The 12,940-nt window shown below is 61.1% G+C and carries 12 protein-coding genes and 1 pseudogene; 2 read left to right on the top strand and 11 right to left on the bottom strand.

Going from position 1 to position 12,940, the window contains the following annotated elements; translation table 11 throughout:
- Positions 1-19 precede the first annotated feature (19 nt).
- The 6 genes from NATGR_RS10555 to NATGR_RS10530 form a co-directional block, all read right to left on the bottom strand.
- Positions 20-538 carry a hydrogenase maturation protease gene (locus NATGR_RS10555; RefSeq protein WP_015233561.1) on the bottom strand — a complete coding sequence of 173 codons (519 nt, stop codon included), beginning with the start codon at positions 536-538 and terminating at the stop codon, positions 20-22.
- Positions 531-1,481 (bottom strand): cytochrome b/b6 domain-containing protein, encoded by a 951-nt coding sequence (locus tag NATGR_RS10550; RefSeq protein WP_015233560.1) that lies wholly within the window; start codon positions 1,479-1,481, stop codon positions 531-533. The genes NATGR_RS10555 and NATGR_RS10550 overlap by 8 nt, the downstream gene beginning before the upstream one ends.
- Positions 1,482-1,483: 2 nt before the next feature.
- Complete coding sequence (locus tag NATGR_RS10545; protein WP_015233559.1) at positions 1,484-3,052, bottom strand: nickel-dependent hydrogenase large subunit; 1,569 nt, start codon at positions 3,050-3,052, stop codon at positions 1,484-1,486.
- A 15-nt stretch (positions 3,053-3,067) separates the two neighbouring features.
- Positions 3,068-4,258, bottom strand: a complete 1,191-nt coding sequence (locus tag NATGR_RS10540; protein ID WP_005575707.1) for a hydrogenase small subunit — start codon at positions 4,256-4,258, stop codon at positions 3,068-3,070.
- A 907-nt stretch (positions 4,259-5,165) separates the two neighbouring features.
- The gene (locus tag NATGR_RS10535; RefSeq protein ID WP_015233558.1) at positions 5,166-5,606 is read right to left on the bottom strand and encodes a hypothetical protein; all 441 of its coding nucleotides are present in this window, start codon (positions 5,604-5,606) and stop codon (positions 5,166-5,168) included.
- Positions 5,607-5,657: 51 nt separating this feature from the next.
- Complete coding sequence (locus NATGR_RS10530) at positions 5,658-6,329, bottom strand: MBL fold metallo-hydrolase (protein ID WP_015233557.1); 672 nt, start codon at positions 6,327-6,329, stop codon at positions 5,658-5,660.
- Between the two features lie 198 nt (positions 6,330-6,527).
- Between NATGR_RS10530 and NATGR_RS18890 the strand changes: the two are divergent.
- Positions 6,528-7,355, top strand: a pseudogene (locus tag NATGR_RS18890) (IS4 family transposase); the annotation flags it as partial.
- Here the strand turns inward: NATGR_RS18890 and NATGR_RS10520 are convergent.
- From NATGR_RS10520 to NATGR_RS10500, 5 genes are all read right to left on the bottom strand, one after another.
- Positions 7,274-8,377: an IS630-like element ISNagr8 family transposase gene (locus NATGR_RS10520; protein WP_015233556.1), complete on the bottom strand. Its 1,104-nt coding sequence runs from the start codon at positions 8,375-8,377 to the stop codon at positions 7,274-7,276. The pseudogene NATGR_RS18890 and the gene NATGR_RS10520 sit on opposite strands and share 82 nt — an antisense overlap.
- Before the next feature lie 121 nt (positions 8,378-8,498).
- Positions 8,499-9,383, bottom strand: a complete 885-nt coding sequence (locus tag NATGR_RS10515) for an IS1595 family transposase (protein WP_015233555.1) — start codon at positions 9,381-9,383, stop codon at positions 8,499-8,501.
- 115 nt (positions 9,384-9,498) lie between these two features.
- The gene (locus tag NATGR_RS10510) at positions 9,499-10,797 is read right to left on the bottom strand and encodes a hypothetical protein (protein ID WP_005575702.1); all 1,299 of its coding nucleotides are present in this window, start codon (positions 10,795-10,797) and stop codon (positions 9,499-9,501) included.
- Positions 10,797-11,228, bottom strand: a complete 432-nt coding sequence (locus NATGR_RS10505; protein ID WP_005575701.1) for a universal stress protein — start codon at positions 11,226-11,228, stop codon at positions 10,797-10,799. Before NATGR_RS10505 ends, NATGR_RS10510 begins: the two co-directional genes overlap by 1 nt.
- A 104-nt stretch (positions 11,229-11,332) precedes the next feature.
- Entirely contained in the window at positions 11,333-12,496 is a 1,164-nt protein-coding gene (locus NATGR_RS10500) for a cystathionine gamma-synthase (protein ID WP_005575700.1), read from the bottom strand.
- Between the two features lie 129 nt (positions 12,497-12,625).
- Between NATGR_RS10500 and NATGR_RS10495 the strand changes: the two genes are divergently transcribed.
- A complete protein-coding gene (locus NATGR_RS10495; RefSeq protein WP_005575699.1) occupies positions 12,626-12,934 on the top strand; it encodes a 50S ribosomal protein L21e in 309 nt (102 codons plus the stop codon).
- Positions 12,935-12,940 lie beyond the last annotated feature (6 nt).

Below are 12,940 nucleotides of genomic sequence, written 5' to 3'. Positions count from 1 at the left end.
CGCAGGTCGCTCACTTGTGCTACTCGGTCGTTACCACGTGCTTGGATCGATCGGCCGCCGCTGCGGCGTAGTCGAGTATCACATCCGTAGCCGCTGGAATGGCGTTCTCGACCGGTTCGCTCAGCTCAGTACCCGGCTCGAGTCGCTTCGGCTCGATACCGACGACCAGCATCTCGTCGGGCAAATCGTACGTCCCGTCTGTGTACCCGAGCGCCTCGGTAAACGAGACGTCGTGCATCGTCATGTCCGGTGCTTCCCCGTCGAACGCGCCGTCGACGTACCGATACTCCTGGACTGTCCCCGGTTCGGACCCAGTCTCGATCGCGTCGACGACGATCGCTCGATCGCAGCCACTCATCGCCTCGAGCGCGAGAAACGCGGTCGTCCCCGCGTCGTACAGGCGGATCGCCTCCGTCGCGACCGCAGGCTGTGACTCGAGTGCTGCGATCATCCGTGGCCCGATACCGTCGTCGGCCATGATCTCGTTCCCGACGCCGACGACCGCGATCTCTGGTGACGGGGAAGCGGTTTCAGTCATCGCTGGTTTCGTCTTGAGTTCGTTCGACCGTCGATTCAGCGTCCGGTTCCGGTTTCGTCTCGTCGTCGACGACCCAACCCTCGAGCGTGCCGGTGAACATCGACTTCGTCATGTCGAGGTTGCTCGGCATCAGCGGGAAGTACGCGTGGATCGAGACCGCTGCGATCACCCAGAACGTCGCGAGCAGGTGCAGTCGCAACATCGTCTCGTAAGTGACCCAGCCTTCCATGAAGCCGATTGCAGCGATCCACCACGCTGGATCGGTCGCGATGCCGTTCCACAGCGCGAAGCCAGTCACCGTCAGCGCCAACACGAAAAACCACGTGACATACCAGAAGACCGTCTGCATCGGATGGTAGCCCACCCACTCCTCGTGGTCTTCGTTGTACGTCCGCCGTGCTTTCTTGTAGCCGGGAATGTAATCCGTCAACCCGACGAACGAGACCGCGATGATGATCTCCTCTTTGATCTGATCGAGAGAGACCAGCAACTCGTGGCCGTCGACGAACTTGTGATAGTACGGGAAGATCACGAGCGCGATGACAGCGAGTATCACGCCCGCCCACATGTGGAGCTGGAACGCGACCTGATAGCCGTCCCAGATGCCGATGTTCAGCGGACCGTACCAGCCAGTCCAGAACTGGACGCCGGTCACGAGGGCAATGAACATACACAGCACCATCACCCAGTGACAGATGATCGACCCGGTCCCCCAGCGGTGGATCGTCTCCTTGTCCTCCTTGTTGAGAGTCAGATAGCCCGCATAGCGGGTGGCGATTTCGGTCCGGATCGACGCGACGAATTTCCCGGCGACCGGTATTTGTTCGATGTCGATGATACCGCCGTGGTCGACTTCCCGAGTGCCGCCGTCCGTCTGCACCCGGTCCGACGATCCCTCGTCTGTCGGGGGGCGGTCAGCGTCGTTTATCGAGCGGTCGGTCATCGTTACTCACCTCGGCTGCCGTCCGTTTCGGCCCCGAGTTTGTCACCGGGCCGTGCCGGCTCGAGGACGGTCTCGTACTCCGCGTCCGGGCTCTGGACGTGGACCGCACAGGCCAGACACGGATCGAACGAGCGAATCGTTCGCATCACGTTGAGCGGGTTCTCGACATCGTCGACTTCCATACCAACCAGTCCTTCTTCCAGGATACTCGGTTGGCCCTCCGCGTCGCGGGGCCCAAGATTCCACAGCGTCGGCGTGATGATCTGGTACCGCTCGACCTCACCGCTGTCGACGCTGGTCCAATGGGACAGTGCCCCGCGCGATGGCTCCCAGAGACCCACGCCCTGTCCAGTGAAGTCGTCGGTCCACTCGTGGACGAACGGTTCGTCGAAGTCGAGGGCGTCTAGCCAGTTCAGCACCTCGTCGCGGACGAGCAGGATCTCCTGTGCTCGAGCGATGAGGCGGTTCAGCGTGTTGCTCTCGGCAGCGCCGCCACCGAGGTCGGCCCGCAGGTCGAACGGGTCGCGGTCGTCGATGACCAGCCGAGCGAGCGGGCCGGTTTCCATCGTCTGACCGTTCCATCTGGGTGCCGTCCCCCACGAGTAGGCGTCGTCTTTGTCGGGAGCCGGCTCGGGCGGCTTCGCTTTCGCAGGATCGCCACCCGAATCGTTCGTGTACCAGGAGTATGCGGTGTCTTCGCTGATCGCGTCGATGATCTCGTCTCTCGTCTTCGACTCGACCAGCCCGTTGCGATAGATCCCGCGGTCCAGGAACAGTCCGTCCCCGTCCGCGTGATCGAAGACGCCGTTGGAGTAATACCGGTTCGGCCCGACACCGTGCTCGGCAGTGCCCGCTTGGGCTGCCGCGACGAGGAGTCCGACGAGGTCGTGCAGTCCCTCGCCGAGGTCGGGATCGACCTCGACGTCACCGGGCTCGTCGGCCGCCAGGTATCGCTCGAGAACCTCCGGCGCGGCTTCGGTTGGACCGATCCACTCACTGACCTCGGCGACTCGCGATTTGACGCTTTCGACCGTCGATGGATCGGGCTGGCCCGCCATCCCGCCAGGAACGTACGTCAGCGGGTGGGGTGCGCGACCACCGAACTCGGCGAACGCCTTGAGCAGTTTCCGCTGCTGGTCGAGTGCCGCCTGATAACCCTCGCCTTCGATCGGGTCGAGCCGATCGAGACCCGTGTCCGCAACGGCGTCGCTGTAGTCTGGTCCCACGAGCGCATAGAGGTGGATCGCGTGATTCCACAGGTAGAAGATCCCTTCCAGGGCGTTTCGAAGCAAGACCGCGTTCCGCGGCGGTCCCTCGAAGACGCCTGCGTCCTGGGCAGCGTTCTCTACGGCCTTGCTCGAGGCGAGGCGGTGACAGGTGAAACACACCCCACAGACTTTCCCCGTAAGCATGGGCGCGTCGTAGGGCGGTCGCCCGAGCGTGATTATTTCGGCACCCCGGAACATCTTCATCTGGCTTTTGGCGTTGACGACTTCGCCGTTCTCGATTTCCAGTTCTGTTCCGTGGTGTCCTTCGATACGTGTCGTCGGGTCGATAGTAACTTCCACCATTGATCTTAGCCTCCGTTAGTTCGAATCGTCTTGCTCGGCCGTCGCTTCCTCTTTCATCTCGGCCGTCGCTTCCTCTTTCATCTCCTCCGGCGCGTCGTCTTTCGTGAAGTGACCGTACCCGGTTGCTTTCCGTGCGACGTGGGCACCGATCCCGGCACCAGCAGCGGCGACGCCAGCCCAGCCAGCGTGCTCTGCCGTGATCGGGCCGACGACTGACTGTCGTTCGACCTCTTCGTTAAACGGCGTGAACCGATCCCAGAAGCCCGGCTCCATACATCCGATGCACGCTGCGCCGACGTCGAGGCAGACGCTCGTGCCGTCGTTCCAGAGCCGTTGCTGGTCGTCACAGTTCGTGTAGGGACCAGCACAACCGACCTTGAGAAGACAGCCTTCGTCACCAGGTTTCTCGGCAAACTCACCGCGATCGAAGTACCCTCGGAGCTGACAGTTGTCGTGGACGAGTGGCTCGTAGAACGGTTTCGGCCGGTTGTAACGGTCGAGTTCCGGCGTGTGACCGTTTAGCACCGTCGCCAACGTCAACAGGAGGTAGTCTGGGTGAATCGGGCACCCGCCGAGGTTGATGACCGGTAAGCCAGCCCCCGACTCGAAGTCGGGGCCGAGAACGCCACGCTCTTGTCGCTGTTCGAACTGAAGGCCCCGTGCCCCCGTGACGTTCTCGCCCAGGCCGTAGAGATCCTTCTTGTTCTCGGCCGCCGGCCAACCGCCGAAGGCAGCACAGTTACCGACGCCGATCACGTAATCGGATTCCGGTGCGAGTTCCTGAACCCAGTCGTAGATCGCTCGTCCCCCAACCGTCGCCGCGGACGGCATATCGACCGGCACGGACCCCTCGACGATCAACACGTCGGGGTCCATACTCATCGAGTCCATCGCGTCTTCGCCCGCTTCGGGCATCAGAGTCGGATGAAAGGTCACTTCGACGCGGAAATCCTTCAATACCCCTTCCAGAGACGGATACTGCCCCTGCAGCGTCGATATCGTACACCCGGTGCAGGCCTGGCCCTGCAGCCAGACGACCTCGAGATCACCGTCGATCGCCTGTCCGAGTGCCGAGCCGATTTCCGCCGTGTAAGACGTAATAACTGTCCCGGCGGCTGCACCGGCCGCGAGCTGAAGGAAGTTCCGACGTGACGCTCCACCTTGTCCCCCTTTTGTCGTGTCAGTACTGCAATCAGGCTGTGTCATAGGTTTCTTTTGATCGAATTCGCCTTCGTTTCCGGAACTGTTCCATCCATTTGATACTTGCAACTACCTCTCCAAGGGCTCTACCACTCATAATCCAGCGGCTTATATACCCTCGAATGTGGGGGCGTCGCAGTTCATTGCTCGGCGTCGTAGAAATAGCCACAGGCGAGCGGGTTACAGCGAGAACAGCGCGAAAGCCCACGAGCTCACTCGTGGGAGAAGTCATAGGGATTATCGTAGGAGTTCATAGTTTTCCCGTGACGAACCACGACACAGCGTCGAAGGACGGGCTTCGAAACCTCCGGTTGGCTACGATAATCCCTATCAGTGGCCGGCATACGGTTTGCTGTCAGTCAGTTCTGGCGCGACCGCGAGCCCGCCTGCGGTCGCGCCGGTACATCGATACCGGTACAGCATTCCGTACCAGCGCGGACGCACACAACCCGAAACAGACACACCGAGACGACGGCACCCAATCCGCATCACTGGTCGCTGTCGTGAGCAGTCGTCACGAAGCCTCCAGGCGGAGAAACGTCGAATCGATGTCAACGAGAACCGCCACGGTCGAAACGACGGACGATCCAGCCTAACACGGCCCGCCGTAGCGACGCCTCGGCAAACCCGAAACCGGAACACGGCCGCCCGAAACCGACACACAGTGGCCACCCTAGTACTCCGCCAAGCGTCGACTGCTGCGTGAACCCAGACGACCGCATTCGGTTTCACTCATCCGTTCAGGCTTGCCAAAGCACTAGTGGCGGGCCAAGCCTGCACTGATGGGTCGAATCTGGCGGTGTCGCTCGATTCGACCCGTCAGTCGACGGTTGGGACGGTACTAGATACAGACGAGACGATCACCGGTCGAATCGGCTCGAACGCCACTCCCAACTGGACCCCAGATCAGCGACTACTCGCCGGACTGTGGGCCGTCCGCACCGAGATCGGCATCTGCGATTATCTCGGCACCAGCCGGCGAGAGGTCGACGGTCGCATCACCAGGGACGACCTTGTCGATCTCGTCGACGTTACCGGCAAGCACCGTCAGAATGTCGTCGGGATTCGCGTACAGGAGCATCGTCCCGTCCTGCCCTTCGGCGACGAGTTGCGTGTCGTTCAAGACTACCTGATCGTTCTGAATCGTCGCCGCGACGACCGGCAGCGCCGCCGGCTTCCCTTTCTCGTCGTCGCGTACCTTTCGAATGTGGACCTCCTCGAGGTCGAGGACGTCCTTGTGCTCTTCGACGCGCTCGGCGCAAGCGACCATGTCCTGTAGCAGCGCCGACTTTTGCTTTCCTGCCTCGTGGTCGCCGTCGAGACAGTGCTGACAGACGCGAAGCTCGAGTCGCATTACCCGTTCGTTATCGACGGAGACCGATGAGCGTTCCGCTTCCTGGGCCGGCTACGATCGGCGCTCGTTGTCGATCTCCCTAATCCGATCGCTGCCGCGGTCTACGTCCCCACCGTGATAACAGCGCGTGTGCTCGATCTCGAGGGCTGCTAGTTTCCCGACCGACTCGAGAGCGCGAGCCATCTCGGGCGTGAACTCGGGTTTCGGCCCCGAAAGCGGCGCTTCACCGTCGGCCACGAGCGCGTCGCCGGCGAGCAACACCCCGCTCTCGGAGACAGACAGCGACACGTTCCCGGGCGCGTGACCCAGTGTCGGGACGACTGCCATCGGCCCCGCGAGCGTCGGAATCCGGACGCCGTCTGCGAACCCGAGGTCGACGTCGACGGGCGGATAGCGGCCCTCGCCGCTCTTGATCGGGTCGCGCTCGCCCGCGACGTACGGCGCTTCCTCGCGGTGGGCCGCGACGACCGCGTCGGTGTGCTCGAGCAACTCCGCGAGGCCACCCGCGGGGTCGCCGTCGTTGTGAGTCACCACGACCAGCCAGACGTCCTCGAGGTCGGAGCTGGGGGCCTCGAGATGCACCTCGAGCGCACCGACGCTGCCAACTGGGCCGATGTCGACGAGAACGGGTCCGCGGTCGGTTTCGACGGCTACCGCTGTGGTCGTGCGGTCGCGGCGTACTCGACCCGTAGTGAATGCGTGTACGTGCGTCCGTCGACGCATTCGGCATGTGTTTCGGTTCGCTTCCGCACTCAGGTATCGGCCGGCTCGAATTACGATGGCAGCGGCTTCGACGGACGGCTGCGAGACTGGTGGTAGGCCACGTTTGTTGGGTTCCCAGGCATCCGTTCTAGTTTAGCAGATCACGGTATCCAGAGACCGCAAGCTAGAATCGTCAGTAACTAGGAATGTGAGAATCCGGTGGGGAGTGTGTACAACCCACCGGACTCAGTAGTTGTGAACCGGATTCAAAGAGCGTTTCCATCCGATGAGTTGCGCGAGCGTGCTCGCGCAACGAATCTCATCCAGCGAGAGCGGAAACTCGACGTCGTCGCCCTATTTTACACGCTTTCCCTCGGCTTCGCTGCCGGATCTGATCGATCCATTCAGGCGTTTCTCGAACGCTACGTCGAGATGGCTGACTGTGACGAACTCTCGTATGCAACGTTTCACGGCTGGTTCAAACCGGGATTCGTTGCACTCCTTCGAGAGATTCTCGATGACGCCATCGAGAATCTCGACACGGGCCAAACCGAGCTGACCGGACGTCTCGAACGATTTCGAGACGTCCTCATCGTTGATGCGACGATCATCTCGCTTTATCAAGACGCCAAAGATGTCTACGCACTCGATGACGACCGAGCCGGGGCGAAACTCCATCTCACCGAATCGCTCTCGACGGGGCTTCCGACGCGATTCCAAACAACCGACGCGAGCACTCACGAACGGAGCCAGCTACCCACCGGCGAGTGGGTAGCTGGCGCCCTCATCCTGTTCGATCTCGGCTACTACGATTTCTGGCTGTTCGACCGCATTGACGCCAATGGCGGCTGGTTCGTCTCTCGCGTCAAGGAAAATGCAGACTTCGAGATTGTCGAGGAACTCCGTACGTGGCGCGGCAACAGCATTCCGCTAGAAGGCCAGTCGCTGCAGGCCGTCCTTAATGATCAAGATAACTTTTGCAAATATGGACTGAGGAACTGGTCGATCCAAGACTTGGCGAATCCAAGTCGATCGGTGAGGGTGTTGAAGAGGCGGCGAGCGAGAGTGCGGAACGCGCTCTCGCTCGCCACGACGATTGGTGAAGCATTCCGTTTGAGCACTTTCCAGACCTGCTCGATTGGATTGAGATGCGGTGAACCGACCGGAAGAAAGACGAGATCGATACCGAGTTGATGTGCGCGCTTGCGCGTGTGCTCACAGATGTGAGACGAGAAGTTGTCCAAGACGAGCAGAATCCGCGTTCCCGGATTCTGCTCGCGGACCTCCTCCAATAGGGCACAGATGTTCTCTTTCGATTGATCTTCAGGAAAGGTCAGGACACTTTCGCCGTTGAGCGTATAGCACCCGACCGCTGGTTCGTCAAGCTTCACCAGCGGTCGTTCGAGTGTCGGATCATCGACGTACCACAGTCGATGCGAATTGTCGTATGGTTGCGGATGAGAAGCGTCACAAAAACCGACGACAGTTCCTCCATCTGTACAGATATTGTCGTCGAGAACCCAGCCTTCGTCCTCATCCTCGGGACGGTTGTTATGTGCTGTCTCTGTTTCCTCGTCGAACGCGTCTGCGACGCGTTCTTCGAGGATTTCATCTGCATTTTCTGGCCGTGAGGGACGTTTTGGACGTGGTTTAGCGTAAGACAGTCCGAGATTCCGGAGGACTCGACCGAGATAATCCGGATGGTACTCAACATCGAACTCTTCGTCCAAGAGCTGGTGAACTTCCTGTGCTTTCCAGGGCTGTCCCTCCCGGAGAAGTTCTAGAAGACACTCTTGTTCCTCGTCACCGAGCTTCGGGGGCCTTCCGCCCCCGAAGTTCGGTGTCAACTGACCCAGCCCGCCATCGTTCCATCGACGTGCCCAGCGACTTCCAGTCGACGCAGATTTCCCAACGTCGTCGGCTGCTTCTTCGTACGTTGCACCCTTGTAGAGACGTTTGACAAAGGTGAGCCGCTTGACGACCTTTGGATCGTCTGCTTCGTCCAGCAGACGATCCAACTCCTCCTCGCTCAGATGACGAACGAGCTCGCCCCGCCGGTCTCCTCCCATTACCCCGTTCGTCTTAGCCCACGCCCAAAACTTCTGTCACTCATTATGGTCTTGCGAACGCCGTGAACGGCGGGATTCTCTCGCTGTAAGAAGATCGCTCTTGGGTAGCACTTTGTTGATCTCATAGCGTCGCTTTGATAGCGTGTTTGAGCGCTTCTCTCCCTGGTTTCCACAGTAGCTTTCGTCGAAGTTGGAACGCTCGGAGATACTGTGTGAGCTTGTCTTTTGAGATGCCTCGATGAGGCGAGAGCCACGGTCGCAGCAGCGATCCGTGGCTCTCGCAGGTGTTGACGTGTACGTTTTCGTTGGCGTATTCGCCGTCGCCGTGGACGACGTATTCGCGGTCGAATGCGTCGTCCTCGGCCAGTGGATCGTAGGCACGAAATCCGTCAGTGTAGACGGTCAGTGGCTCCTTCTGACGGTTTTCGAGAAGGAGCCGAATCGTCGATTCGTCGGCTGATTTCGCTGGGATCACGTATCGGTCGCCGGTGCCACGATCGACGATCGTGAACACCGGCGGTTTGTCCTTCTCGTACGTTCCTCGCCCACGCGTGGACAGGCCACGCGAGCGCGACTCTTGGTCGCGCTCGCGGCCTTTCAGCCCTGCAGAAACGTAGACTTCATCGATTTCGACCGGTCCGACAAGGTCAAGCGAAGGTGCATCAAGCGCCTTCGTGAAGCGCTCGACGCGCTGATATATCGTTTTGTACTGGACGTCGATCTCTATCTGAAGTTGACGAAGACTCGTGTTAAACCGGAGAAACGCGTAAATCGAGAACAGCCACTTTCTGAGTGCGACTTTCGAATGGGCGAAGATTGTGCCGGTCTTGTCGTTGAACGTGCGGTCGCAATTCTTACAGAGATAGCGCTGAAAGTGCCCATAGCTGCCGTTCTTGACCGTCAGGTCAGAACGGCAGCGAGGGCAAGTAACACCGTTACGCCAGCGAACCTGCTCTAACAGGTCCGCTGCGACCGATTCCGACCCAAACACATCTAGCGGGATCATGCCTAACGGACACCGCTGACGCGGTGTCCTTGCTCTCTTCGATTCTACAGCGACAGCTGAGCAGTATCAACAATCTCCTACAGAAGAGCGAAGAAGATAGTACCAACACTCCGTATCAGGTCTCGAGTCGCTCCTCGAGCAGGTCCGCGAGTCCCTCCGAGAGTTCGACGAGGTATAGTGTTCCCCATGCCGCGACCAGTATCGCTCCGAAGACGTTGAAGATCATGTCGACGATCGTATCGTCGATGCCGTGCTGAGCGAGCACCGGGTCCAGGCCGAGCGCGAGCGCGCTCTGGTCGGCGACGAACTCGAGGATTTCCCAGATCACACCGATCGCAAGGATGAACACGAGCAGGAACGAAAACATGGCCCAGGGAGGGAAGTGGATCGACCGCTCGTGGAGTTGGATCGCGCGTAACACGGCGTAGCCGCCGGCTGCGACCACCGACGCGGAGAGCGTATGCGTGAGGTGGTCGTACGGAGCGATGGCATCGTACAGTGCCACCGTCCCGAGCGTATGCAGGAACACCGCGCTTGCGACCCAGAGCGCGAGTCCGGGCTCGATCGGCAACGCGTAGTTCTGTCGTAACATCGCGGGCACAAACGTGATGACGAGAGCGAGCGCCGCGTTCGTTATTACCGGCAGATCACGGACGAGCAATCCGTAGAAGAGAATACCGACTAAAACGAGTTGCATCGCCCGAACGAGCGCGTGCTGTCGGTCGGTCGGAATGCCGAGTCGGTCGCTCAAGACGACTGGATCGACCGACCGGGCCGCCTCCGCGTCAGGCTCGGGCGACGGTGCCGTGCCAGTCCGTGAGCCGACGGTTTCGTCGGAGAAACGGAAGTGTGCGTAGACGACCAGCCCGGCGAGAAGGCCAGCAACGACGGCGTAGCTGAACTCGATCATCACGGCCGCATTGATCGCGTCCTGACTACGCCCGTCGAGCAAAAACGTCGTTCCGAACAGCGTGTCCGACGACCACCAGAGGACGTTCAACAGGCCGATCATTGCGAGCGTGAGGACGACGGTGAGAACGACGCTGAACCACGGAACGAGCCGAAGCGACGTGAACCGGTGGAGTTCGACGACGGCGAGGAGTCCGAGGGTCCCCATTGCGAGTGCCGGCACGATGCCAGTGACGAGTGGCTGGGGCCCGAACGCTTCCCAGAGGACGGGGAGTGCGATCAGGAACAGGAAGTACCACGGCGGCATGACCGTCAGGTCGCGGAACGTGACCGCCGGCGCAGTGGCAATCACGATCGCGACGACGGCGAACAGCACCGACGCGTACGCTTCGAGCCAGCCACCGCCGATCGCTATCAGGGCGAGGACACCCACGAGAAGCCACGAGAGAACGGCGTTCCGTGACGAACTAGGGAACATCGCCGCGAGCCTGTCGACGTTTTCCATCATCGATCACCGCCGTCGGTATCGGGGTGAGCGAGCAGCACCGAAATCTCGGACTCGCGGACGATCTGTGCGGGAGTGCTCCAGAAGAGGTAGTCCCGTACCTCCGGTGTCTCTTTGCGACCCAGGACGACGAGATCGGCGTCGACCTCCTCGAGAAAGGCGAGAGTCAGCGTCTCCTGGTCGCCACGTCTGACCGTGGTCTGGACGTCGACACTCGAGTCACCGAAGACGTCGGTAGCGAGCTCTGCAACGCGACTGCTGGCTTTGTCGACGTCGACGACCGCATCGACGCCGAACAGGTAGCCAGTCGCGGGAATGACGTAGAAGAGATGGACGCTCGAGCCGAGATCGGCAGCGAGGTCCCGTGCCTGTTCGGCGGCAGTTCTGGCCTCGGGACTGCCGTCGACAGGGACGACGATCGTATCGTACATCGTCCGGACACTGACAGTCGGAGAAAATAAATCTACTCCGTTGGTGTCGTCGGCGCTCACTCCGTCTCGGACCGGCGTCGCTACCTCGAGCCCGCGATGTTCGGTCAGTTCAGCGCCGCCTCGAACGCCTGCTCGAGATCTCCGATCAGGTCGTCGACGTGTTCGATCCCCACCGAAACCCGGATCAGGCTGTCGGTCAGGCCGGCCTCGAGTCGTTCTTCCCGCGGAATCGCGGCGTGGGTCATCGGCGCGGGCTGTTCGATCAGGCTCTCGACGCCGCCGAGACTCTCGGCGAGGGTGAAGACCTCGGTCGCGGAGACGACCTCGCTTGCCTCCTCCAGACTTGCGTCGAGTTCGAAACTCAGCATGCCGCCGAAGTCGTTCATCTGCTTGCGGGCGATCTCGTGGCCGGGATGGGACTCGAGACCGGGGTAGTAGACTCGGTCGACGTCGGGGTGGTCCTCGAGCCACGACGCGATCGCGCTGGCGTTCTTGCAGTGACGATCCATCCGGACGGGGAGGGTCTTGGTCCCCCGAAGCACGAGGAAACTCTCGAAGGGACCGGGCGTCGCGCCCACGGAGTTCTGGTAGAAGCCAAACTCCTCGTCGAGGTCCTCGTCGTTGGTCAGCAAGGCGCCACCGACCACGTCCGAGTGACCGCCGAGATACTTCGTCAGCGAGTGGGAGACGATGTCGGCACCCAATTCGAGCGGGTTCTGGAGGTACGGTGTCGCGAACGTGTTGTCGATCGCACACAGGGCGTCGTGGTCGTGGGCGATTGTGGCTGCCCCCTCGATGTCGACGATCGACATGAGCGGATTGGTCGGCGTCTCGAGCCACAGCAGTTCCGTCTCCGGACGGAACGCCTCCTCGATCGCCTCGAGGTCGGTCATATCGACGAAGCTAAACTCGAGGTCGTAGTCCTCGTAGACCTGCGTGAAGATACGGTGGGTGCCGCCGTAGACGTCGTTGCCGGTGACGACGTGGTCGCCCGCCTCGAGCAGGTTGAGCACGGTGTTGATCGAGGCCATGCCCGACGCGAAACAGCGGCCGTACTCGGCTCCTTCGAGGCTCGCGAGGTTCTCCTCGAGGTCGGTCCGTGTCGGATTTCCGGTCCGGGAGTACTCGTAGCCGCGGTGGTCGCCGGGGGCATCTTGCTCGAACGTCGAGTTGGCGTGAATGGGCGTCATCAGCGCGCCCGTCTCTTCGTCGGGTTCCTGTCCGGCGTGAATCGAGCGGGTTTCGATCCGGAACTGGTCGTCGTCCATGCGTGGGTCGACGGGGCGGAGGTAGGTTACGTTTGTCTTCTGTTCCGGCAGTCGTGCTCGCTTGGCACGGCCGCCCCGTCGTGGAACGTGCGTTTTATAACCGTCACCAAGTAAGAGGGTCGTACGACTATGCCGAACTCTAATGGCCCTCGTCAGGGAACCCGGAACAAACTCTCGAACGATCCCCGAGAACGCGGGGCGTCGCCGCCACAGCGTGCGATTCAGGAGTACGAGGAGGGCGAGAAAGTCCACCTCAAGATCGACCCAAGCATCCACAAAGGTCGCTTCCACCCACGCTTCGATGGCCTCACCGGTGAGGTCGTCGGCAAGCAGGGGAACGCGTTCAAAGTACAGGTCAACGACGGCGGTAAAGACAAGACGCTGATCGTGACCGCGGCCCACATGCGCGCCCAGGACCGCGCCGCAGACCGCGTCTGAACCCGC

Source organism: Natronobacterium gregoryi SP2, assembly GCF_000230715.2.
GTDB lineage: Archaea > Halobacteriota > Halobacteria > Halobacteriales > Natrialbaceae > Natronobacterium > Natronobacterium gregoryi.
The sequence above is the reverse complement of the archived record's forward strand: the minus strand, read 5'-3'. Positions and strand labels throughout refer to the sequence as shown.

Coding starts and splice junctions, on each gene's coding strand:
- NATGR_RS10555 (WP_015233561.1), bottom strand. CDS start 538: ATGACTGAAACCGCTTCCCCGTCACCAGAGATCGCGGTCGTCGGCGTC.
- NATGR_RS10520 (WP_015233556.1), bottom strand. CDS start 8,377: ATGGGAGGAGACCGGCGGGGCGAGCTCGTTCGTCATCTGAGCGAGGAG.
- NATGR_RS10550 (WP_015233560.1), bottom strand. CDS start 1,481: ATGACCGACCGCTCGATAAACGACGCTGACCGCCCCCCGACAGACGAG.
- NATGR_RS10505 (WP_005575701.1), bottom strand. CDS start 11,228: ATGTACGATACGATCGTCGTCCCTGTCGACGGCAGTCCCGAGGCCAGA.
- NATGR_RS10515 (WP_015233555.1), bottom strand. CDS start 9,383: ATGATCCCGCTAGATGTGTTTGGGTCGGAATCGGTCGCAGCGGACCTG.
- NATGR_RS10540 (WP_005575707.1), bottom strand. CDS start 4,258: ATGACACAGCCTGATTGCAGTACTGACACGACAAAAGGGGGACAAGGT.
- NATGR_RS10500 (WP_005575700.1), bottom strand. CDS start 12,496: ATGGACGACGACCAGTTCCGGATCGAAACCCGCTCGATTCACGCCGGA.
- NATGR_RS10530 (WP_015233557.1), bottom strand. CDS start 6,329: ATGCGTCGACGGACGCACGTACACGCATTCACTACGGGTCGAGTACGC.
- NATGR_RS10510 (WP_005575702.1), bottom strand. CDS start 10,797: ATGGAAAACGTCGACAGGCTCGCGGCGATGTTCCCTAGTTCGTCACGG.
- NATGR_RS10495 (WP_005575699.1), top strand. CDS start 12,626: ATGCCGAACTCTAATGGCCCTCGTCAGGGAACCCGGAACAAACTCTCG.
- NATGR_RS10535 (WP_015233558.1), bottom strand. CDS start 5,606: ATGCGACTCGAGCTTCGCGTCTGTCAGCACTGTCTCGACGGCGACCAC.
- NATGR_RS10545 (WP_015233559.1), bottom strand. CDS start 3,052: ATGGTGGAAGTTACTATCGACCCGACGACACGTATCGAAGGACACCAC.